The sequence below is a fragment of the Paracnuella aquatica genome, from assembly GCF_003332885.2.
GTDB lineage: Bacteria > Bacteroidota > Bacteroidia > Chitinophagales > Chitinophagaceae > Flavisolibacter > Flavisolibacter aquaticus.
Genome location: NZ_QOWJ01000001.1, coordinates 1074695 through 1098653, shown reverse-complemented (window position 1 = coordinate 1098653; position 23959 = coordinate 1074695). Strand labels below are relative to the sequence as shown.

At 50.6% G+C, this 23959-nt stretch carries 18 protein-coding genes; 13 read left to right on the top strand and 5 right to left on the bottom strand.

Annotation, left to right across the window (positions count from 1 at the left end; all coding sequences use genetic code 11):
* Positions 1-151 precede the first annotated feature (151 nt).
* The 13 genes from DRJ53_RS04620 to DRJ53_RS04555 all read left to right on the top strand — a co-directional run bounded on the left by DRJ53_RS04620 (position 152) and on the right by DRJ53_RS04555 (position 17764).
* Positions 152-901, top strand: coding sequence for an SDR family NAD(P)-dependent oxidoreductase (locus tag DRJ53_RS04620; protein ID WP_114234359.1), 750 nt, complete (start codon positions 152-154; stop codon positions 899-901).
* A 57-nt stretch (positions 902-958) separates the two neighbouring features.
* A complete protein-coding gene (locus DRJ53_RS04615) occupies positions 959-3538 on the top strand; it encodes a glycosyl hydrolase 115 family protein (protein ID WP_114234358.1) in 2580 nt (859 codons plus the stop codon).
* Between the two features lie 9 nt (positions 3539-3547).
* Entirely contained in the window at positions 3548-4699 is a 1152-nt protein-coding gene (locus tag DRJ53_RS04610) for an endo-1,4-beta-xylanase (protein ID WP_114234357.1), read from the top strand.
* Between the two features lie 30 nt (positions 4700-4729).
* Entirely contained in the window at positions 4730-6163 is a 1434-nt protein-coding gene (locus DRJ53_RS04605; RefSeq protein ID WP_114234356.1) for an MFS transporter, read from the top strand.
* A 32-nt stretch (positions 6164-6195) separates the two neighbouring features.
* A complete protein-coding gene (locus DRJ53_RS04600; RefSeq protein ID WP_114234355.1) occupies positions 6196-7230 on the top strand; it encodes a glycoside hydrolase family 43 protein in 1035 nt (344 codons plus the stop codon).
* Between the two features lie 13 nt (positions 7231-7243).
* Complete coding sequence (locus DRJ53_RS04595) at positions 7244-9202, top strand: sialate O-acetylesterase (protein WP_114234354.1); 1959 nt, start codon at positions 7244-7246, stop codon at positions 9200-9202.
* Between the two features lie 131 nt (positions 9203-9333).
* Positions 9334-11403, top strand: coding sequence for a polysaccharide deacetylase family protein (locus DRJ53_RS21515; RefSeq protein WP_206609713.1), 2070 nt, complete (start codon positions 9334-9336; stop codon positions 11401-11403).
* 93 nt (positions 11404-11496) lie between these two features.
* The gene (locus tag DRJ53_RS04580) at positions 11497-12561 is read left to right on the top strand and encodes an endo-1,4-beta-xylanase (RefSeq protein ID WP_114234353.1); all 1065 of its coding nucleotides are present in this window, start codon (positions 11497-11499) and stop codon (positions 12559-12561) included.
* A gap of 59 nt (positions 12562-12620) precedes the next feature.
* Complete coding sequence (locus DRJ53_RS04575; RefSeq protein ID WP_114234352.1) at positions 12621-12899, top strand: DUF3072 domain-containing protein; 279 nt, start codon at positions 12621-12623, stop codon at positions 12897-12899.
* A 186-nt stretch (positions 12900-13085) separates the two neighbouring features.
* The gene (locus tag DRJ53_RS04570) at positions 13086-13535 is read left to right on the top strand and encodes a single-stranded DNA-binding protein (RefSeq protein ID WP_114234351.1); all 450 of its coding nucleotides are present in this window, start codon (positions 13086-13088) and stop codon (positions 13533-13535) included.
* Between the two features lie 206 nt (positions 13536-13741).
* The gene (locus DRJ53_RS04565; RefSeq protein WP_114234350.1) at positions 13742-15121 is read left to right on the top strand and encodes a Gfo/Idh/MocA family protein; all 1380 of its coding nucleotides are present in this window, start codon (positions 13742-13744) and stop codon (positions 15119-15121) included.
* 166 nt (positions 15122-15287) lie between these two features.
* Entirely contained in the window at positions 15288-16370 is a 1083-nt protein-coding gene (locus DRJ53_RS04560) for an Ldh family oxidoreductase (RefSeq protein WP_114234349.1), read from the top strand.
* A 74-nt stretch (positions 16371-16444) separates the two neighbouring features.
* Positions 16445-17764, top strand: coding sequence for an aspartate kinase (locus DRJ53_RS04555; protein WP_114234348.1), 1320 nt, complete (start codon positions 16445-16447; stop codon positions 17762-17764).
* Positions 17765-17914: 150 nt separating this feature from the next.
* Here the strand turns inward: DRJ53_RS04555 and queA are convergent, their stop codons facing one another.
* From queA to DRJ53_RS04530, 5 genes are all read right to left on the bottom strand, one after another.
* Positions 17915-18964 (bottom strand): tRNA preQ1(34) S-adenosylmethionine ribosyltransferase-isomerase QueA, encoded by a 1050-nt coding sequence (gene queA / locus DRJ53_RS04550; RefSeq protein WP_114234347.1) that lies wholly within the window; start codon positions 18962-18964, stop codon positions 17915-17917.
* A gap of 260 nt (positions 18965-19224) precedes the next feature.
* Positions 19225-19569: a Spx/MgsR family RNA polymerase-binding regulatory protein gene (locus tag DRJ53_RS04545; protein ID WP_114234346.1), complete on the bottom strand. Its 345-nt coding sequence runs from the start codon at positions 19567-19569 to the stop codon at positions 19225-19227.
* Positions 19570-19585: 16 nt separating this feature from the next.
* The gene (locus DRJ53_RS04540; RefSeq protein ID WP_114234345.1) at positions 19586-20419 is read right to left on the bottom strand and encodes a type 1 glutamine amidotransferase; all 834 of its coding nucleotides are present in this window, start codon (positions 20417-20419) and stop codon (positions 19586-19588) included.
* Between the two features lie 91 nt (positions 20420-20510).
* Complete coding sequence (locus DRJ53_RS04535) at positions 20511-22151, bottom strand: amidohydrolase (RefSeq protein WP_114234462.1); 1641 nt, start codon at positions 22149-22151, stop codon at positions 20511-20513.
* Between the two features lie 133 nt (positions 22152-22284).
* The gene (locus DRJ53_RS04530; RefSeq protein WP_114234344.1) at positions 22285-23937 is read right to left on the bottom strand and encodes an amidase; all 1653 of its coding nucleotides are present in this window, start codon (positions 23935-23937) and stop codon (positions 22285-22287) included.
* Positions 23938-23959 lie beyond the last annotated feature (22 nt).

The window sequence follows — 23959 nt, the reverse complement described above, 5'->3', positions numbered from 1 at the left end:
GTAGATCTTTTATAAAAACCACGGAGCCTTAAGTAATAAGAGTAACGCAAGATTTAAACCGTGTTACTCCATGCCACAACTGGCTCCGTGGTTCAAACAAATGCCATATTAATAATTCAGTGCAGCCAACGGCTGTACACTATTCTGTTTTATGAAAACAAGTACATCGAAAACGGTTGTTGTAACCGGTGGTGGATCGGGCATCGGGTTGGCCATAGCACAAAAATTTGTAGCAGCAGGTTGGCAAACGATTATTGTTGGTCGTGATGCGCAAAAGCTGGCTGCGGCGAAGGATGGCATGGGCGAATTGTGCCAAACAGTTTCCGCCGATTTAAGCGACCTCACCGCAATCCCGGAGCTAGTGAAAAGCTTGGGAGAACAATTTGGACCCATTGATGCCTTGGTGAACAATGCCGGCATCAATATGAAAAAAGAATTTCTGGATGTAACCGATACAGATTTTCAAACAATATTGACTACGAATGTGTCGGCTGTTTTTACACTGTCCCGCGAAGTGGTGAAACTCATGCTGCAGCAAGGCGGTGGTTCCATCATCAATATATCTTCGATGGCTTCGCAATACGGCATTCCAAAAGTAATTGCATACACCGCATCAAAATCGGCTATTGAAGGCATGACCCGCGCTATGGCGGTTGAACTTTCGCCGAAAGGCATTCGCGTCAATTGCATTGCACCTGGTTTTATTGCTACAGATATGTCGGCAAAAGCCCTGAACAATGATCCTGAACGCAAAGCAAAAGTGATGGGCCGCACACCGATGGGTGTGATGGGCAAACCGTCCGACATTGGCGAAGCGGCGCTGTTCCTGGCATCTGATGCAGCAGGCTACATCACAGGTGTGGTGCTGCCTGTAGACGGTGGCAACTCCATCGGGTTTTAATCGTTAGTGCAAAATTTTTAGTCGATACAGCCAAAACTCCTGCACAAATCAACGGGCATGAAGACAACCGTATTGCTGTTCATATTTATGGTATGTGCCGCCACTGTTGGGGCACAGGAATTTCTGGCGGATAAAGCGGGCAAAGATGTGTTCACCCTAGTTGCATCGGGGCGCAGTGCAACCATTTTGGTAGATGCACAAGACCACGAGTTGGTACAAAGGGCTGCGCAACTATTGCAAAAAGATATTGCCGCGGTTAGCGGCGTGCAACCTGCATTGGTCAACAAAACAAGCGCAGGTGCAAAAAACATCATACTGGTAGGTGCAATGGATAAATCCCTATTGCTGCAGCAACTGGTACAGCAAAAAAAGCTCAACCTGGCAGCGTTGAAAGGGAAATGGGAAGGCTACCACATACAAATGGTGCAACAACCTTTTTCCGGTGTGGAAAGTGCACTGGTAATAGCCGGTGCCGACCGCCGTGGTGCTGCGTATGGCGTGTTTGAATTATCAAAACAAATGGGTGTTTCGCCCTGGTATTACTGGGCCGATGTACCAGCGAAAAAGCGTACTGAAATTTTTGTAAAAGGGGGCCCATTTACCGATGCGCCAAAAGTAAAGTACCGTGGTATTTTTATCAACGATGAAGCGCCTGCGCTTTCTTCCTGGAGCAAAGAACAATTTGGTGGCTTCAACCATAAATTTTACGAAAAGGTTTTTGAATTGGTGTTGCGGCTCAAAGGCAACTACCTGTGGCCCGCCATGTGGGGCAGCGCATTTTACGACGATGATCCAAAGAACATTGAAGTGGCCGATGCATACGGTGTAGTGATTGGTACATCGCACCATGAACCGCTGATGCGGGCACACGATGAATGGCGCCGTTTTGGACAAGGCAAATGGAACTACGATAGCAACGCCGTAAAGCTGCAGGAGTTTTGGCGCGGCGGCATGCAGCGTGCCACCAACGAAAAAATTGTCAGCGTGGGCATGCGTGGCGACGGCGACGAGCCCATGAGCCGCGAAACCGCAACAGCGCTGCTGGAGCGGATTGTAGCCGACCAGCGCAAGATCATTGCTGATGTATCGGGCAAGCCTGCTTCCCAAACGCCACAACTTTGGGCGTTGTATAAAGAAGTGCAGGACTATTATGACAAAGGCATGCGGGTACCCGATGATGTAACCTTGTTGTTGGCAGATGATAACTGGGGCAACCTGCGCAAGCTGCCAAAGCTTGATGAAAAGAAACGCAGCGGCGGCTATGGTATTTACTACCACTTCGATTATGTGGGCGGTCCACGCAACTACAAATGGCTCAACACAAATAATCTTTCCCGTGTGTGGGAGCAAATGCACCTGGCATGGGAGTACGGTGCCCGCCAGATATGGATCGTGAATGTGGGCGACATCAAACCCATGGAATTGCCTACCTCTTTTTTCCTTGATTATGCATGGAACCCGGAAGAGTGGAACCAGGAAAATTTATTGACTTACTATACATCGTGGGCTGCGCAAAATTTTGGCAATACACAGTCAGTAGCCATTGGTAAACTGCTGCGGCAGTATGCACAGATCAGTGCCCGCCGTAAACCTGAGTTGCTGGATGCGGCTACTTACAGCCTGCAAAACTATGGCGAGTGGGAAAGGGTAGTGGCCGAATGGACAACGCTGTTGCAACAAAGCGAAGCGGTGGAGCAGGCATTGCCAGTGGCCTACCGCGACGCATATTTCCAATTGGTGCTGCACCCCATCAAAGCAATGGCCAACCTGCACCAGATGTATCATGCAGTGGCGCTCAATCGTTTTTATGCAGCGCAAAATAATTCCGCTGCTAATGCATTTGCCGACAAGGCAAAAGAATATTACATCAACGATTCGTTGATCACGCTGCATTATCATAAAGGCATTTCGGGCGGCAAATGGAACGGCATGATGAGCCAAACACATATCGGCTACACGTACTGGCAACAGCCGGAAGTAAACAAAATGCCCGAGGTAAAATATGTAACCAACGGCACTGCCGCGGCAAGTCCTGTTGCTGTTGCTGAAGCCGTTGCAACATCTCCGAAAAATCTGGTGCCTGCTGGTGTAAAAGGCCCCGTGTTTTACGAGCAAAATGGTGTGGTGTCAATTGAAGCTGCCAACTGGACGAAAGCTGTTGGCGCCAACGGAATGCAGTGGGGCGTAGTTCCTGATATTGGCCGCACGGGTTCAGGCATCACTACCTTCCCGGTAACAAAATGGGGACAGCCCGGCGCTAACAACGCCACTGTATCCTACGATTTTTACAGCACCAGTTCGGGCGAAGTAACGGTGCATCTTTATTTTTCGCCAACGCTCAATTTTCACAACAGAGACGAAGGATTAGAATTTGCGGTATCGGTTGATGGTGCAACGCCACAAGTCATTTCGTTGAACAAGGAAGATAAAAACAGCATCAGTGGTATCTGGAACAAGTGGGTAAGCGACAATGTTATCGTCAAACGTGCTACATTTAAGGTTGAAAACGCGGGTAAGCGTACTGTTAGTTATGCTGCTATTGCGCCGGGTGTAGTATTGCAAAAGCTGGTGATTGACTTTGGCGGCCTAAAGCCTTCTTATCTGGGACCTCAGGAAACGATTGTACACAATAAATAACCATATAGTATGAAGAAGTCATACATGCTTTTGTCTGTAGCCTGTGCCGGCATTTTAGCCGCAGGTTGCAGCAGTTCAAGAAAGGCAACCACTACTGCCGGAACACCATCGCTGAAAGAAGTATTTAAAAAGGAATTTGTCATTGGAACGGCACTCAATGCCGACCAGATCGAAGGTAAAGATGCAGGTGCCGCCGCATTGGTGCCGCAGCAGTTCAATGCCATTACACCGGAGAACATCATGAAGGCTGAAGTGATGCATCCCGAATGGGGCCGCTACAATTTTGACCTGGCCGATAAACTGGTTGAATACGGCAAAAAAAATAACATCCAGATCAATGCGCATACACTGATCTGGCACAGCCAGTTGCCGCCATTTATGCGCCGCATGAAAAGCGCCGATTCGGTACGGATGTTTATGACCGAACACATCAACACCATTGCCGGGCGCTACGATGGTAAAGTATATTCATGGGATGTGGTAAACGAAGCGCTGGAAGAAGATGGCACCATGCGTAAATCGGTTTTCCTCAATACTCTCGGCGAAGATTTTGTAGTAGAAGCGTTCCGCCTGGCACAAAAAGCTTCGCCCAATTCAAAGCTGTATTACAACGACTATAACATCGAAGAACCGAAGAAGCGTGCTGGTGCCATTCGCCTGATCAAAAAGATCCAAGCAGCAGGTGTACGCATTGATGGCGTGGGCATCCAGGGCCACTGGCGTGCTTACGATGTACCGTTGAAAAACATTGAAGAAAGCATACAGGAGTTTTCGGCGCTGGGCATCCAGGTGGCGTTTACCGAACTGGACCTGGGCGTGCTGCCCAACCCATGGGATGGCAACATTGCCGACGTAAACCGCACTGCAGCCAACAGCGAACGTATGAATCCGTATGCAGCCGGTTTACCCGATTCCATGCAGGCGAATTTGACCAAGGGATATGAAGACCTGTTCCGCCTGTTCCTGAAATACCAGGATAAAATTGAACGTGTTACTTTTTGGGGTGTGAACGATGGTCAATCATGGCTGAACGACTGGCCAATCCGCGGACGTACCAACTACCCGCTGCTGTTCGATCGCAACTTCAAACCCAAGCCCGCATTTTACAGTGTTATTGCTACCAAAACCGGTGCAACCGCTGCCGGTCAGAAAGCATTTTAATTTAACCAATACTAACAAAACAAAACAGTGATGAACAGCAGTTCACAAAAACTATCCGTCCTTGAAAAAGTAGGTTATAGCCTCGGTGATCTGGCGGCCAACCTGGTGTTTCAAACACTCGTTACCTGGATCGCTTATTACTACCTCAACATCTATGGTTTAAAGCCCGAACATGCATCGCTATTGACGCTGGTAGTAGGCTTGGTAGCGGCTTTTGCATTCAACCCGATCATGGGTGCTATTGCCGATAGGACCAGGTCGCGGTGGGGTAAGTTCAGGCCGTGGATTTTGTGGACTGCTGTGCCACTCGGCATAGTATCGCTGCTGGCATTTCGTACGCCTGATTTCTCATACGCCGGCAAAGTGATGTATGCCATTGTTACGTATGCATTGCTGCTCCTGTTGTATGCCGCAAACAACCTGCCTTATTCTGCATTGAGCGGTGTGATCACCGGCGATATGAAAGAACGCAACAGCATTGGTGCTTACCGTTTTGTTGCCGTGATGTTTGCACAGTTTTTTGTGCAGGTGTTCATGTACAACTTCATCATCAAAGCAGGCGGCGGTACCAGCATTGAAGCAAAAGCGATTGGTATCTCTAAAGTAATGACGTTGTTGTCCATCATCGGCACCATCATGTTGATCATCTGCTTCCTGACAACAAGGGAGCGGATCGTTCCAAAGCCGGAGCAGAAATCCAGCTTGAAGGAAGATTTGTCCGACCTGTTTCGCAACAAGCCTTGGGTGATCATGTTGGTGGTAACTACACTGGTGTTCATCACGCTGGCAATGAAGGGTGGGTCTTATGTGTACTATTTTGAAAACTATGTAGACAAAGCCGAACTCGGTGCATTTTTACAACCGTTCAAAGCTTTCCTGCCCGAGTTTGAAAATGATACTTCGTTGGGATTGGGTGTGTTTAACGGTGGCGGTATATTGGTAGGTCTTGTGGGCATCATGATCTCGCAATGGTTTGCCAACAAATACGGAAAGCGCAACACCTTCATGGCGTCGCTGTTTATCTCAACTTTATTCCTCGTGTTCTTTTATTTCTTTCCGCCAAAATCCATCGGACTCATTTTTGGAACGCAGGTGCTGCACGGGTTTTTCTACGGCATCAGTACCCCTATTTTGTGGACGATGATTGCCGACGTTGCCGACTTTAGCGAATGGAAAAACAACCGCCGTGCAACGGCCATTATTTTCTCGGCCATGATGGTGGGATTAAAGGCTGGCCTGAGCATCGGTAGCTCGCTGGTGTCGTGGATCTTGGGTGCTTACAACTATGTTGCCGACTCCACCGTGGGACAATCTGACTCCGCGATACATGGCACCAAAATGCTGATCTCCGTGTTTCCATCCATTCCGTTTTTTGTAGCGGTGGGCCTCCTGGCCTTTTATGAAATAAACAAGCAAAAAGAACTGCAGATTGAACGCGACCTGGCACAACGCCGCGCTGCTTAATCTTCATTTATTCATCCTTTAAAAAATCTTTTATGCCAGAAGATAGCATTGACCACATCGACTTTGAAGAACTGAATAAAAAGGCGATTTCACAGCCGCTGGTACAACATATTTACACTGCCGATCCGTCGGCGCATGTGTTCGATGGGAAAATTTACATTTATCCTTCACACGACATTGATGCCGGTGAAGCATTCGATGATCTGGGTAGCCATTTTGCCATGGAAGATTACCATGTGCTTTCGATGGACCGGCCCGATGGCGAAGCCACCGACCATGGTGTGGCGTTGCATGTGTCGGATGTGCCCTGGGCTGAACGCCAGATGTGGGCGCCGGATGCACATGAGAAAGACGGCACCTATTACCTGTTTTTCCCGGCAAAAGATTACGACGGCATTTTCCGGATTGGTGTAGCTACAAGCTCTTCGCCAACAGGTCCATTTACGCCGCAGGCAAAACCTATTGAAGGAAGTTTTTCCATTGATCCGGCTGTATTTAAAGATGATGACGGTAGCTACTACATGTACTTTGGCGGTATTTGGGGCGGCCAGTTGCAACGCTGGCGAAACGGTAGCTTCAATGGAGAACAAGCGGAAAGCCCGTTTGCATTCTTACCTGCCGATAACGAACCTGCATTGTGCGGAAAAGTGGCACGGCTGATAGATGATTTGCTGCAATTTGCAGAAGCACCAAAAGACGTGTTGATTGTGGATGAAGCAGGCAACCCGCTGCTGCAAGGCGATGCGGATCGCCGCTTTTTTGAAGCTTCGTGGGTGCACAAATACAACGGCAAATATTACTTTACTTATTCCACTGGCGATACGCATTTTATTGCTTACGCAGTTGGCGATAATCCATACGGTCCGTTTACGCATAAAGGCAATGTGCTAAACCCCGTTGTAGGCTGGACCAGCCATCATTCCATTGCGGAATATGAAGGCAAATGGTACCTGTTTTACCACGATTCAAGTTTGTCGAAAGGCGTTACACACCTGCGTTCGGTGAAAGTAACAGAGCTGGTGCACAACGAAGACGGCACCATCGAAACCATCAATCCTTACAGGTAAAAAATAAACGGTGATGCGCATCAAAGCGGTTGCTTTATCCGGCTTGTTATTGTGTGCCCTGTCATCTGTTGCGCAGGTGAAATTACCACGCCTGGTACGCGACAGCATGGTGCTGCAGCGGTCGCAGCCCCTGAAGATATGGGGCTGGGCATCGCCGGGCGAAAAGGTGCAGGTAAAATTTGGCAACAAAACATACCGCGCCGTTACCGGCCACGACAAAAAATGGCAGGTAGTGCTGCCGCCGCAGAAAGCCGGCGGTCCGCATAACATGACCATTTCCGGCAGCAACCGCATCACCCTAAAAGATATCCTCATTGGCGATGTTTGGCTGTGTGCGGGCCAGTCGAACATGGTGCACCAAATGGAGCTGCACAAAGGCGAGTATCCGTCAGAATATGCGGAAGCGGCCAACCCGCAGATCCGCCAGTTTTGGGTGCCCAACCGTTCTGTTCTTACCGGTCCTGAAGACGACCTTCCGGCGGGAAACTGGAGATGGGCTGGCCGCGAAAACATTGGCCAATTTTCAGTCGTCGCGTATTTTTTTGCCAAAAACATATGGGAACAACACAAAGTACCCATTGGCATCATCAACGCCTCGGTGGGCGGCACCCCTGTGGAAGCCTGGACCAGCGAAGAAGGCCTAAAGGCGCTGCCTAAATGGGCCGCTTTGGTGCAGCAAAACAAAGACACAGCTTATGTAAATGGCCGCAACCGCCAGGCCGATGCCGCCAATGCTCCGCTGCAACAACGTGGCCGGCAGGACAAAGGCATGCTCGCGTCGCCGAAATGGTTTGAACCAGCGTATCAGCCGAAGGGCTGGCAGCGCATTCATCTGCCCGGTTTTTGGGAAGATGCAGGACTGCGTAACCTTGATGGCGTGGTGTGGTACCGCAAAGAAATAGAAGTGCCGCAATCAATGATCGGTACTGCAGGTATGTTGTACCTCGGCCGCATTGTTGATGCCGATGCAGCATACATCAACGGAAAGCTGGTGGGCCAGACTGGGTACCAATATCCGCAGCGCCGTTATACCGTTCCGGCCGATCTATTGAAGCCAGGGAAAAATGTGATTACAGTGCGCATCACCAACTCGGGTGGCAAAGGTGGCTTTGTTCCGGACAAACCTTACGCTCTTTCGGTTGGTGGACAGGAATTGGATTTAACCGGTTACTGGCAGTATAAAGTAGGAGAGGTGTTTACGCCGTTCCGATCAGTGCCCGGTATTTCCGTACAAAATTCGCCCACTGCATTGTACAATGCAATGGTGGCACCACTTACGCCATATGCCATCAAAGGCGTGCTCTGGTATCAGGGCGAAAGCAATGCGGGTAACCCTGACGAATATGCGCAGTTGATGCCTGCATTTGTGGCCGATTGGCGCAGCAAATGGCGCCGTGCCGATCTGCCGTTTGTGCTGGTGCAACTGCCCAATTTTATGGAATACGATTACCTGCCGGCAGAAAGCGGTTGGGCACAAATGCGGGAAGCGCAGGAAGCCACTGCAAAAATGCCCAACACAGGTCTGGTGGTAACCATCGACCTTGGTGCATGGAACGATATACACCCCGGAGGCAAAGGAACCATCGGCAACAGGGCTGCATTGGTTGCACGCAACCTGGTGTACGGCGAATCGTTGGTATATTCGGGACCGCGTTTTGCCGCGGCCGATAAACGCGGCGATTCAATGGTGATTCGTTTCGACCATACCGGCAGCGGGTTGGTTACAAAAGATGGCGATGCACCGGGCGGATTTGCCATTGCCGGCGCCAACAAAAAATTTGTTTGGGCCGATGCCCGCATCGAAGGCAACAGTGTGGTATTGTGGAACAGCAAAGTGCCGCAGCCGCAGTATGTGCGTTATGCCTGGGCCGACAATCCGCACCTGGCCAACTTGTACAACAAGGAAGGCCTGCCGGCAGCACCGTTCCGCACCGATAAGGAAGGTGCTGGCAATGCGCCTGCTACTCAGTAAACACGTTTGAATAAATTTTTCTTGCAAACAATACACAATGCATGGTGCCCTGCGCAATGCATTGTGTTGCTGTGTGCCATATTTATAAAAAAACGATAGCCGATACTATCGGCAACTAACGATACGCAACCATGAAGAAAATTTCATTGCTTGTTCTCCTTGCTGCTGCATTGCACAGCAGTGCCCAATTCAATGCACCTTGGCGTGGTAAAAAAGCAGCTGTGGTGCTCACTTACGATGATGCCATCGACCAGCACCTTGACAACGCATTGCCCCTGCTCGATTCGCTGCAATTGAAAGCAACTTTTTATGTTACCGGTTTTTCGCCGTCCATGCAAAAACGCTTGCCACAATGGCGCAATGTGGCTACACGTGGGCACGAACTGGGCAACCATACCATGTACCATCCTTGCAATGGCGGAGCCGGCAGGGAATGGGTTCCGGCCGATTACGATCTGACAAAATACACGGTAAAGCGAATGGTGGACGAAACCCGCGCCACCAACGTATTGCTGCAGGCGCTGGACGGTAAAACAAGGCGCACATTTGCCTACACCTGCGGCGATATGAAGATCGGCGACGTGTCGTTTATCAATGAGTTGAAACCTGACTTTGTAGCGGCCCGTGCAGTGCGCAACCAAATGCGGCCCATTCAAAACGTGGACTTGTACGATGTGGATTGCTACATGGTGGCGGGGCACACCGGCGAGCAAATGATTGCATGGGTTAAAGAAGCAATGGCGAAAAATTCCTTGCTGGTAATTTTGTTTCATGGTGTAGGTGGCGGCAATGGGCTGGATGTATCGCTGCCGGCGCACCGGCAATTGCTGCAATACCTGAAAGAGGTGGAGCAAGATATTTGGGTAGCGCCGATGATTGATGTGGCCGAACACATTCGTGACTGGCAAACCCGCACCGCAGCCGCGGCCGCACAACAAAAGAAGACGGACGAAGATTACAAACAAATGCTGGCGCAGCTCAATATCAAGGCTACAAGGCCCGGCCCTTCGGGCAACCCGCAGGCGCCCAACGCGGCAAACTCGGATGAAAGTAAAGCCACACAATACACGTCGCTGCCCGACCCGCTGATGCTGGCCAATGGCAAAAAAGTAACCAATGCAAATACCTGGTGGAAAAGCCGCCGGCCGCAAATAGTAGAAGCATTTGACCGCGAAATTTATGGCCGTGTGCCTGCCAAAACACCCGGCGTTAAATGGGAGGTAACCGCGACAAAAGACACTATGATCGGAAGCATTGCCGCAGTCGAGCAGCAACTGGTTGGTCATGTAGATAACTCCAGTTACCCGCAGATAAAAGTGGACATGCAAATGTCGATTTTGAAACCGAAAATTGCAACTGGTGCTGTACCTGTGGTGCTTGAATTTGGCTTTGTGTTCCCCGCTGGTTTCCGCATGCCGCCACCGCCTGCCGGTACGCCGGTACAAAAAAGCTGGCAGGAACAGGTGCTGGAAATGGGCTGGGCCGCCGCGGTGCTGGTACCTACTTCTTTCCAGGCCGATAATGGTGCTGGCCTCACCGAAGGCATTATTGGTTTGGTAAATAAAGGTCAGCCGCGCAAACCCGATGATTGGGGTGCATTGCGGGCATGGGCCTGGGGCGCCAGCCGCGCCATTGATTATTTTGAAAACGACAAATCGCTGGATGCAACAAACGTAGCCATCGAAGGTTTGTCGCGCTATGGCAAGGCGGCCGTTGTAGCCATGGCTTACGAGCCACGCATCAAAGTGGGTTTTATCGGATCGTCCGGTGCGGGTGGGTTAAAAATTCTGCGACGTGTATTTGGCGAGCAGGTCGAGAACCTCGCATCCTCGGCTGAATACCATTGGTTTGCCGGCAATTTTATAAAATATGCAGGCCCGCTCACCCCCAACGATCTGCCAGTGGATGCACACCAACTGCTGGCACTTTGTGCGCCAAGGCCGGTGTTCATTAGTGTGGGATCGCCAACGGTGGAAGGGCAGTGGATTGATGCACGGGGCATGTTTTTAGCCGGCGTTCATGCCGGGCCGGTATACCGCCTGTTGGGTAAAAGGGATATGGGCACCACCGAATTTCCACCACAGGAAACGTTGATTGCCGACGGTGACATTGCATTTCGCCAGCATAGCGGCGGGCACACAACGGGCCCCAACTGGCAGTACTTTTTGCCATTTGCCAAACGGTATTTTACAAAAAAATAATAGCGCAACTTTTAACCAAAAACCAAGCCCAGTGGGCTTCGGCGGCATTTATTTGATGCATACGCCGCATCGCATTGGGCGCATCATTCCAACATGAAGAAACTGATTTTAACTGCATGCGTAGCCGCTGTTGCTGCTACAGGTTTTGCACAGCAAAAAGGACTGAAGGATTATTACAAAGCTTATTTTCCCATAGGCGTGGCCGTTAGTCCGCGGGCATTAGCAACCGAACAAGGCGACCTTGTGAAAAAAGAATTCAACAGCATGACTCCGGAGAATGCCATGAAGATGGGACCGATCCATCCGCGGGAAGGCGAGTTCAATTGGCGTGATGCTGATTCGGTCGCCGCATTTGCCAAACGCAACAGCATGAAGCTGCGCGGCCACACGCTGGTGTGGCATACACAGGCGCCAGCCTGGATCTTTAAAGATTCGGCTGGTGGGCAGGTGAGCAAAGAAGTGCTGCTGCAGCGGATGAAGCACCATATTACCACAGTAGTCAACCGCTACAAGGGCACGGTATACGCATGGGATGTGGTGAACGAAGCCATCTCCGACAAACCCGATGAATACCTGCGGCCATCGCTGTGGTACCAGATCTGCGGAGAAGAGTATATTGCCAAGGCATTCCAGTGGGCACATGAGGCCGACCCAAAAGCCCTGCTTTTTTACAACGATTATGATGAGATCAACCCGGTAAAACGGGCAAAAATTATCCGCCTGGTCAACAGCCTGAAGGCGGCCGGCATACCCATCCATGGTGTGGGCCTGCAGGCACATTGGGCGATAAATGAGCCCACCCGTCCGCAATTGGAAAGCACGCTGAAAGACTTTGCTGCACTGGGTTTGCAAATGCACATCACGGAGCTCGATATTTCGGTGTATCCAAAAGAACACAGTGCCCGCGAACGCAGGCCATCGGACAGCGACACCGCGTTTACCCCACAAAAAGAGCAACAGCAGATCGACGTGTACAAAATGAGTTTTGAGTTGTTCCGCAAATACCGCAAAAACATTTCCAGCGTTACGTTCTGGAATATTTCCGACCGCTTTACCTGGCTCGACAACTTCCCGGTGCGTGGCCGCAAAGATCACCCGCTGCTGTTCGACCGCAACCTGCAACCCAAGAAAGTATATTGGGAAGTGTTGAAGTTTTAAAAAAACCGGGATGCCGTTTCTGGCCTGCTCTTTGTTTTCATTTAGCTAAAATAATTAGCATGAAAAACGAACGAAATAACAGTGCTGAAAATGGCCGCGAGGGAAAAGAGAACAAGGTAGCAGATGAAACGGCAAGCGGCCTGCGGGGCGACAACACAGAAAAAGATCCCGCCGATTGGGTAACCGGCGACGAACCCATGACCGGCGCACAGCGCTCTTACCTGAAAACCTTGTCCAGCGAGGCCGGGGAGGAATTTGACGAGGAAATATCGAAAGCGGAAGCTTCGAAAAAGATCGACGAACTGCAACATAAAACAGGCAGGGGATTGGATTCCTAATTTCTTTACCAGCAGATTTTATTTAGAAATTACCTTAAAGCGGCACGCCAACACCTGCCGCTTTTTTGTACCCTAATTGCTGTGTTTGAAAGTTGATTAAATGTGGAAAAATGCTAATTTTTTTAACCAAAATACTTGCACCACTGTGGCTAATAACTGTATCTTGTGGGCTTAATACTGAGTACTATGATCAAATTGCAAGTTATCGGACGTTTGGGAAAAGACTGTGTGGTAAACACGGTTAACGGGAAGAATGTGATCAACTTTACGGTGGCACATTCCGAAAAATTCCGGGACAGCCAGGGCAACAACCAGGAAAAAACAACCTGGGTTGATTGCGCTTACTGGACCGACCGCACGGCCGTTGCGCCCTACCTCACCAAAGGCCAGCAGGTATTTGTAGAAGGCACCCCCGAGGTACGCACATTTACCCGCAACGACGGCACCAGCGGCGCCACGCTTTCCATGCGTGTTCGCGATGTACAATTGCTGGGCGGCCGCGAAAACAACCAGGCCGGCGGACCTTCATCTTATGGTCAGCAAGATTCCGGCGCACCTGCTTACAACAACAACCGCAACGAAGTTCCTGCTTCCAGCGGCATTGGTGCCGACCAGGTAGACGACCTGCCATTCTAATGGAAATTCATTTTCTCCATAAAGCCCCCGCACCGGGGGCTTTTTTATGCCCATTATTTTTTAGCCGGCTACAGTATTTCTGTTTAGCGCCTGTTGTGTCACTCACTTGTACGTTCAGTAACACTATTTAGCAAATGGCGAGCTGCTTGTTTTTATAGTAATCAGCACTGCCATAATATCCTTAAATTAGGGCAAACGAACTTGCCATGTCATCCCGCCGAAAGTTTCTCAAAAACCTGGGCAACGCATCCCTGTTGCTGCCTATTGCTTCACTAGCCAACATTCCCGACAGCGAACTGGAAAGCCGCATTTTGCCTTACGAACGCCACTACGGCGCTAACGATAACATTCGTGTGGGTATAATTGGTTTTGGCATCATGGGACTGGCCAATGCCCGCACCGCGGCCAAAGTGCCCGGCGTGTCCATCGGCGCTGTTTGCGACCTTTACACCGGCCACCTCGAACGGGCGAAAGAGATCTTCGGTAACGCCATCTTTACAACCCAAAACTACGCTGCACTGCTCGACCGAAAAGACATCGACGCCGTGTTTGTGTGCACTTCCGACAACTGGCACGATGTGATCACCAACGAAGCGCTGCGCACGGGCAAAGCCGTGTATTGCGAAAAGCCCATGATGCAGCACATCGACCAGGGCCGCAGCATGATCAAAGTGCAAAAGGAAACTGGCGGCATCTTGCAGGTAGGAAGCCAGCGCATCTCTTCCATCGTTTATGCCAAAGCAAAAGAGTTGTACAACCAGGGCGTCATCGGTACGCTCAACTGCATTGAAGCCTCCTTCGACCGGCACGATGCGCTGGGCGCCTGGCAATATACCATGCCACTCGACGGCTCACCGCAAACAGTAGATTGGAAGCGGTTTAACCGGCAAAATCCATCTGCACCCTACGACCCCAAACAATTTTTCTGGTGGCGCAACTACCGCGAACACGGCACCGGTGTGGCCGGCGACCTATTTGTGCACTTGCTCACCGGCATTCATTTTATTACGGGCTCGCATGGGCCCAACCGCATATTTGCCAGCGGCGATATATCGTATTGGAAAGACGGCCGCAATGTGCCCGATGTAATGACCGGCGTGATGGAATACGGCGCCACGCCGCAGCACCCGGCGTTCCAGGTATTGCTCAAAGTAAATTTTGCATCGGGCGGCGAACGCCCCGATGATAGCCGGGTACGTTTTTACGGCTCTGATGGCTCGATTGATTTTGGCTGGAGCGGCATTACAGTGCACCAAAACAAGCTGCCTAAAGCGCCAGGCTACGGTGGCTGGGATTCCTTGGACACATACCCGAAAGCAGCGCAGGAGCAAATCATTGCCGCTTACAACCAGCGTTGGAGTGAAGCGGACAAAAAGAAAATTAAAGGCGAGCCGATCAAGTTCAACGCACCACAGGGCTACGACGAACGGCTCGATCACCACCTCAATTTTTTTGAATCGGTACGCAACAAAAAACCAGTGGTGGAAGATGCCTTATTTGGTTTCCGCGCCGCAGCACCCTGCCTGCTTGCGAACGAAAGTTATTTTCAACGAAAGGTAATGCATTGGAACGCCGGGAACCAGTGATTTGTGGGATGGGAAAGGATTTTAAGGATCGCTTATTAGCGGTATCGCGTTCTGCGTTTTGCGGCCCGCTTACAGAATGCTTTAAAATAGAACGAAGCTCGTTGACTTTATTCATCCCAATCCTTTCCCATCCCACAAATCACTGGTTCTGTTATACTTTTGCGCCATGTCCGAAACGTTGATCTCCTACGAAGAATTATATCGCTTTACACACTCCGTTTTCCTGTCCATTGGCTGCCCTGAAGCGGATGCAGCACTGGCTACAAAAGTGTTGCTGTCGGCTGATGTTCGCGGAATTGATTCGCATGGCGTAGCACGGCTTACGGGCTACGTGCGGCTGTACGAAGCGGGCCGCATCAATCCAACCCCTGATGTGCGCATTGTACATGAAACACCTTCAACGGCGACGGTTGATGGCGATAAAGGCTTGGGCTTGGTTGTAGCGCCGAAGGCGATGCAAATCGCCATTGATAAAGCAAAGGTTGCCGGCACCGGTTGGGTGAGTGTAAAGAACAGCAACCATTATGGCATTGCTGGCTACCACGCCATGATGGCGTTGGAGCATGATATGATCGGCATCTCGATGACCAATGCCAGTGCGCTAGTGGCACCAACTTTTTCGATAGAACGAATGTTGGGCACCAATCCCATTTGCGTAGCCATCCCGGCAGGCGAGGAGCCACCGTTTGTAGCCGATATGGCCACTACAACTGCTGCCAACGGCAAGCTTGAAATTTTGCAACGCAAAGGCGGCGAAGCACCAACAGGTTGGGTGCAGGATAAAGACGGCCAAACTACCGTTGATGCACATGCGCTAAAAACTGGTGGAGCATTACTACCCCTTGGCAGCGATCGTGAACATGGCAGCCACAAGGGATATGCGTTGGGATCGATTGTTGATATTTTTTCGGCAGTTTTAAGCGGTGCTTCTTATGGCCCATGGGCGCCGCCGTTCCCGGCGTATGTGCCCATGCCACTAAATATGCCCGGCGAAGGATTGGGCCATTTCTTCGGCGCCATGCGGGTCGATGCGTTTCGTCCGGCGGAAGAATTTAAACAACATATGGACAACTGGATCCGGCGTTTCCGCAATGCCACACCGGCCGATGCGGCGCAGCCCGTGCTCATTCCGGGCGACCTGGAGCGGGATATGGAAAAGGAACGGATGGCTGCCGGAATTCCGCTGCATGCCGCAGTGGTAAAAGATTTACGCGAACTGGCAGAAAAGCTAAAGGTTGCGCCTTTTTAGTGCCGTTTATTTAATAATGTGTAGCTATTTTTGCACCTCATCAAAAAAAATCCTGCATTTACAGGGACCGGTTTATGAAAATAATGAAGTTCGGCGGCACCTCGGTAGGTAAGCCGCAACGCATGCACGACGTGGCCCAACTGATCACCAAAGACAGCGATCCAAAGATCGTTGTGTTGAGTGCAGTGTCGGGTACTACAAACTCGTTGGTAGAAATTGCAACCCTGCTGGCTGCGCAGAAACGGGAAGAAGCAAAGGAGAAGATCGATACGCTGGAAGCAAAATACCAGGAGTTCATTAAGGAACTAGTGCAAAGCGAAGCAGCGCTGGCCAAAGCCAAAGCCATCCTGCAGGAACATTTCGAATTTCTGAACATCATCCTGAAAATATCATACAGCGAAGCCCTGAGCAAAGACATCCTGGCGCAAGGTGAGCTTATTTCCACTAAATTGTTTTCGGTGTACCTCGAGGAGCAGGGCATTGACCACCTGCTGCTCCCGGCGCTGAACTTTATGGTGATTGACGAAAACGACGAACCGCCGGTGCCGCAGATCAGCAAAAACCTCAAAGGCTTGCTGGCACAGCATCCCGAGAAAAAACTGATCATCACGCAAGGATATATTTGCCGCAACGCCAGGGGTGAAGTGGACAACCTTAAACGTGGCGGATCTGATTACACCGCATCGTTGGTTGCTGCTGCCATCCAGGCTTCGGTTTGTGAAATCTGGACCGACATTAGCGGCATGCACAACAACGATCCAAGGGTAGTAAACAAAACCCTTCCCATCGAGCAACTAAGCTTTGATGAGGCAGCAGAACTGGCTTATTTCGGTGCCAAAATTCTGCACCCTGCATCTATCTGGCCCGCACAGCAATACAAAGTGCCCGTAAAGTTGCTCAACACCATGGAGCCCGAAGCAAAAGGTACCACCATCACTTCAGAAGCTGCATCGAAAGGGGTGAAAGCGGTGGCTGCAAAAGACGGCATCACTGCAGTAAACATCAAGAGCAGCCGCATGTTGCTGGCTTACGGTTTCCTGCGCAAAGTGTTTGAAATCTTTGAAAAATACCGCACACCGATCGACATGATCACCACTTCGGAAGTAGCTGTATCGGTGACCATTGATAGCGACAGCGCACTGCCGCAGATCCGCAAAGAACTGGAAGCACTGGGCTCTGTTGAAACCGAAGGCAACATGACCATCGTGTCGATTGTGGGCAACGAAATTGCCGACAATACACAGACGCTGCAAGATGTGTTCAACAGCCTGACCGATGTGGAAGTACGCATGGTTTCTTACGGCGGCAGCCCGCACAACATTTCCATCCTGGTGCCCGCAACGCAAAAAACAGAAGTGCTGCAGAAGATCAACAGTGGTGTATTTAAGTTGTAATAGAACTTGGATTAATCGGATTTTGAAGGATTAATTTATTGGAGTTTGATTTAAAGATTTATTCCGTCAAATAATAACAAAAGAGGCGCTCAATGAGCGCCTCTTTCTATTCCAAAATTATCTGTTCAAAACCTAAAAATCCGGGTTCTTTTAGATTACCAGCATCGCATCGCCGTAGCTAAAGAAACGATACTTATCCTTGATCGCTTTTTTGTACGCTTCCATGGTCAGGTCGTAACCGGCAAAAGCGCAGGTCATGATGAGCAGGGAAGTTTTAGGCAGGTGAAAATTGGTCACCAGCGAGTCGGCAATTGAAAAATCGTACGGCGGGTGGATAAAAGTGTTGGTCCAGCCTTCCGATGGCTTCAGCAATTTTTGCGCAGTAAACGAAGATTCCAAAGCCCGCATGGTAGTAGTACCAATAGAGCAAATGCGGTGTGAAGTTTCCTTTGCTTTGTTTACAATTTTGCAGGCCGCTTCTTCAATGCGGTAGTACTCTGCATCCATCTTGTGCTTGCTCAGGTCTTCCACCTCAATGGGGCGGAACGTGCCGAGGCCGGTGTGCAGGGTTACTTCCGAAAAACGGATGCCCTTGATCTCGCAACGCTTGATCAGTTCGCGGCTGAAATGCAGGCCGGCAGTGGGCGCCGCTACAGCACCTTCGTGCTTCGCATACACCGTTTGGTAGCGTTCGCGGTCTTCTTCATCGGGTTTGCGCTTGATGTATTTAGGGAGCGGGGTTTCACCATGTTTTTCCAAAACCTGTCGGAACTCTTCGTCGGTGCCATCAAACAAAAACTTGATGGTGCGTCCACGCGAAGTGGTGTTGTCAATTACCTCAGCAACCAGGTCTTCGCTGTCGCCAAAATACAGTTTGTTCCCAACACGGATCTTTCTTGCGGGATCAACGATTACATCCCACAGGTTGTGTTCCTTGTTCAGTTCGCGCAGCAAAAACACTTCGATCTTGGCACCGGTTTTTTCCTTCCGGCCGTACATTCTTGCGGGAAAAACCTTGGTATTGTTTACCACAAAAACATCTTTGTCATCGAAGTAGTCGAGGATGTCGCGGAAGTATTTGTTTTCGATGTTACCGGTCTTGCGGTCCACCACCATCAGGCGTGAGTCTTCGCGTTTCTTGGCCGGATTTTGAGCAATGAGGTTGAGTGGGAGGTCAAACTTAAATTGAGAAAGCTTCATGGGCTGTTGTTACAGTTGTTTTATGCCTCATGACGCGAAACCCGGGGCTAAAGTTTCAAGAGGATGCAGAAAAAAAGTCGGTGTAAAAATCCCTGCCTTTGTTATCTGTAACGCCTTTGAGCCTTTTGCTCACCTTTCCAATCCACGGTCTTACGGCACCGGGTTTGGTCAATAAGCGGTTTGAAGGCGGCAAAGGTAATGCCATTTGTTTACAAAACCTGACGCCGCCGCCGGAATTTAATTTTATTGTGTTGTTTTATTTAAACAGCACCGAGACCCGCTGCCGGAAAGCCCACAGCAACCAGTTTACCCTCCTGTTCCACTACAGGCCGTTTGATGAGTGCGGGGTGCTGTGCCATTAACTGGATAGCACCTCGCTCTGTTGCTGCTTCCGCTTGCTCCGCTTCACCAAGTCCACGCCAGGTGGCACTTTTTTTATTCAATAAAACAGCAACGCCCATTTGCGATACCCAGTCATTTATTTTTTCTGCGTCGATGCCGTCTTTCCGAAAATCGTGAAACTGGAAAGATTGGTTTATTTCTTTCAACCATTTTATTGCCTTGCGTACAGTATCGCAATTGGCCAGTCCGTAAACTGTGTACATGTAAAAAATTGTTCGACTAATTGTGTGTAGGGTTTGCTGTTAAATGCCGCACTGCGCCATCTAAAAAATTGGGCAACACATGGGCATAGGTCCACATGATCTTGTCGGGGTCGTTCAATTGTTCCACCATGCTTTCCCATTTGGCCAGGCCATGTTGCTCGATCACCATTTCTTTTCGCTGCTCGTTTTGCAGGTAAGCACTCATGCCCGGCGCATCTGCCTCGGGGTGAAATTGCGTGCCCACCATCCACGGCGAAAAGCGCATACCCATGATGGCCTGCACATAAGGCACATGCGGCCGGTATTTTTCAATGCATAAAATATGGGCGCCCATTTTGCGGATCAGGTCCCAGTCGGGATGAATCACCTGCCAGTCGCGGCTGTCGACTATGTAAAATGGATCGTTCAGGGCTTTGAACAACGAATCGTGGTGGCCGCCCGGTGTGATGTGCACCGGAAACACGCCAAAGGAAGTGGACTTCCGTTTGCACACTTCGGCAATGCCATAATCGCGGCACACTAACTGGAAGGAATGGCAGATGAGGAACACAAACTTTTTGGGCGCAATATGCGGGTTGTTGTTCCAGCTTTCCACCGACCGCAACCAGCCAAAATAAGCCCGTTCCCAATCCGATCCTTCGCTGTCGATAGGGCTGCCGGGACCGCCAGTAGAAATATATATGTCGTAGTTGAGATCGGGCACTTCCTGTTTGATGCGTACCTCAAATTCATCTACATGCACCGTATGCGCATGAAATTCGCTCCATTGACGGATGATGTCGCGCAGGCAGCGCATGCCCTGGTTGGGATAGCCTTCATAAAGGTCCAAAATTGCTATGCGTACATTCATGAAGGCGCAAAAGTACGCAACTAAAATTTTTTGGTTTTTTGGCCGCCTTTTGTTGCTTTATTGCAGGTGTCTATTTAGGGTAAAAATGTGTTTACTTACCGTGCACTTTTTTGCCGCCAATAAATGTTGCATGCACTTGTGCCGACAAAATTTCGGCAGCGCTAGCTTGCATCAGGTCCACATCCATCAACACAAAATCAGCCCATTTGCCCCTTTCCAAACTGCCTTTTTCACCTTCCTCAAAATTGCTCTTTGCAGCCCAGATCGTCATGCCGCGGAGTGCTTCCTGGCGGGTTAAGCTGTTTTCTGTTTGGTAGCCACCAGCGGGCCAGCCCCTTGCATCCTGCCGAAACACGGCTGCACAAAAAGTTTTAAATGGCGAAATGTCTTCCACCGGGAAGTCGGTGCCCAGCGGGATCCAGCCGTTTTGCTGCATCAATTGCTTGTATGCATAAGCGCCTTTTTCGCGGTCTCTGCCCAGCCGTTCGCCGGCCCAGTACATATCAGATGTGGCATGCGTTGGCTGCACCGAAGGCACCACGCTATAGGCGCCGAATTTTCCAAAATCCAACGGGCTCACCACCTGCGCATGTTCAATACGCCAGCGGCGGTCGTTGGTGCCTTTGAGGTATTTTGCGTAAATATCCAGCACCACGCGGTTGCCCGAGTCGCCAATAGCGTGTGTGCACATTTGAAACCCTTTATTGTAAATGGCACTTGCCACCGAATCGAAATGCGATGCAGGGCTCAACAAAAATCCAGTCCAGTCGGGCTGGTCGGAGTAGGGTTGCAAAAGGCAAGCACCCCGCGAACCCAATGCACCATCGGCGTATACTTTAAAAGATCGGACATTCAAGAGCGGCGTTTTGATCGCACCGCGGTTAAATAAAAAGTCGTAATTGCGCGGCGCATCGCTCAGCATAGCGTATATCCGCATTTGGAGTGCGCCCTTTTTTTGCAGGCTGTCGATGGCAAGAATTTCGGTGTAATCGAGTCCGCAATCGTCAACGGTGGTGAGGCCCACAGCAAAACAGGCTTTTTGTGCATCGTCCAATGCGGCCGCTACCTGCGCCGGTGTGGCCGGCGGAATTTTCGATGCCACCAGGTCCACTGCATTGTCAATCAACAGGCCGGTTGCAGTGCCGTTTTTGGTCACTACCGTTCCGCCGGTTAGCGTGGTAGCAGCAGTTACGTTGGCAAATTTCAACGCAGCGCTGTTGGCAATCGCCGCATGTCCATCCACACGGGTCAGCAGCACCGGGCGGGTAGGGAACAGTTTATCTAAAGCTTCGTTGGTGGGAAACGCTTTATTGGGCCAATCGTTCTGATCCCAGCCGCGGCCAACCAGCCAGCCTTCTGTGTTTTGTTGTGCAAACGAATCGAGTTTGGCGAGGGCCGCTTCCCAACTTTGTGTGCCGGTGAGGTCGGCGGTTTGCAACCCAAGGCCATAGCGGTAAAAATGCGCATGGGCATCAATAAAACCGGGGTACATAAATCGTCCCGCTGCATTCAGCGTATCCGGCGCAGTAAATCGTTCCCTGATGCTGGCATCGGTGCCGGTGGCTATTATCTTTCCATCTTTGATGGCCATGGCCTGTGCAGTGCTAAACAGCGAATCGACGGTGTAAATTTTTGCGTTGAACACCAGCAGGTCTGCACCTGTTTTGGAGTTGCAACCAATAAGCAATGATGTAACAAGTAGGGCAAAAAGCGGGATGATATTCCGGTGCATGAATGAAAAAAAATGTTGTAATTGGTTTGGCTCCAACAAACAATCGGGCATCAATGTTTGCTGCATCGCAGCAAGCACTGATTGATGCAACCGCATGATGTTTTGCAAAGCAAAGAAATGCGTTCAGTAGTATTTATTTGCCGACAAAAAGTGGCGGATGCTTTTTATTAAAATCGGTAGTATCCTGAAATGCGCTTCCCGCCTGTAAAATCGACCCTTCATCATACAGGTTGCCGAGCAATGTAATGCTCAACGGATTGCCGCGGTTGCTGAAGCCAATGGGAAACACGAGTGCCGGGTGCCCCGTCAGGTTGGTAATGGCCGATTGGTTTCCTGAAAAAGTGGGCACGATCACCACGTCCCATTGCTGCATGAAGTCGTGCATTTGCCGGATCAAGGCTGCACGAAATCGGTTCGCATTAATGTATTCGGCAGCAGGTATCAGCCGCGACGCCCTGAAGATATTGGGCCAAAAACCTTTGTCCTGCCGCTCTATCAGGGAGTCGCGGCTGGTGCGGGTAAGTTCATCAAACGCAGCAGCACCTTCGGCTGAAATAACCATATTCATGATGTCGGCAGGGAAATATGCCGTATCGGGAAAGGTAGTTGCCTCAATATTCGGATTCAATTTTTTAAACACTTCCAAAGCCTGCCATTCGGCTGATTCGCGGGGCAGCTTGTCGAAATAGTTGGCCGCATAGGCAATCCGCAAGCTCCGCACCGGTTTAGTAGCGGGGTAATTGAAAGCATAGGCCACTGCAGATGGATCTACGCCATCGGTTCCTTTAATGGCTGCAAAAACAATTGCACAATCGGCCGCGCTGCGGCAAATGGGCCCGATTTTATCGAGGCTCCAGCTCAATACCATTGCCCCGCTGCGGCTGACGGCGCCAAACGTTGGGCGCAGCCCGGTGGCGCCGCATCTAGTTGATGGCGAAACAATAGAACCCCAGGTTTCGGTGCCGATGGCAAAGGGCAGCAAACCCGCCGCAGTAGCGGCTGCAGAACCCGCCGACGAGCCGCTGGACCCTTGCCGCAGGTTCCATGGATTTTTGGTTTGGCCGCCAAACCACAGGTCGTTAAACGCCAGCGCACCCAGCGACAGCTTTGCACAAAGTACCGCACCGGCTTTTTGCAATTGGGTGTACACAAACGCATCTTCTTCAATTACCTGTTCCCGGTACGGAGTGGAGCCCCAGGTGGTGCGGGTACCTTTTACGGCAAACAGGTCTTTCAACCCGTAAGGAATGCCGTGTAGCGGTCCGCGGTAAATGCCTTTCGCCAATTCAGCATCCGCTTTTCTTGCTTGTTGCATGGCCAGTTCCTCGGTGTAGGAAATAACGCAATGCAACGAGTCGTCCCATTTCTTCAGCCGCTGCAGGAAAAACTCGGTCAACGCAACAGAGGTAATCTTTTTGTTTTTGATCAGAGATGCCAGCTGGCCTACAGAGTAAAAAGCGAGGTCCTCCCGGTTTTGCGGGAGGGATACATTTTGCGGCAGCGGAATGGCTTTTTTTACCGCCGGTTGCGGCATTTTGAAACCGACAGGCGCCGGCTTAAATGCAAAAGGGTAGGGCAGTGCGTTTACCGCCAGGCGGTTGTGCAGGTTGCGGTAGGCATCGTAAAATTCCCGCATCGATTCCACCGCAGAATCGGCTTCGGCGGCGGTGTATTGCAGGTCGTAGTAGGAGGAGGTTTCCTGTATCCACTTGATCGTGTCGGTGCGGCTTTGTGCACTGGCGCCAGTAGCTGCCGTTAGCAACACGGCGCTCCATATTTTTCGCATGTGAGTGTGTTGTGATTGGGAA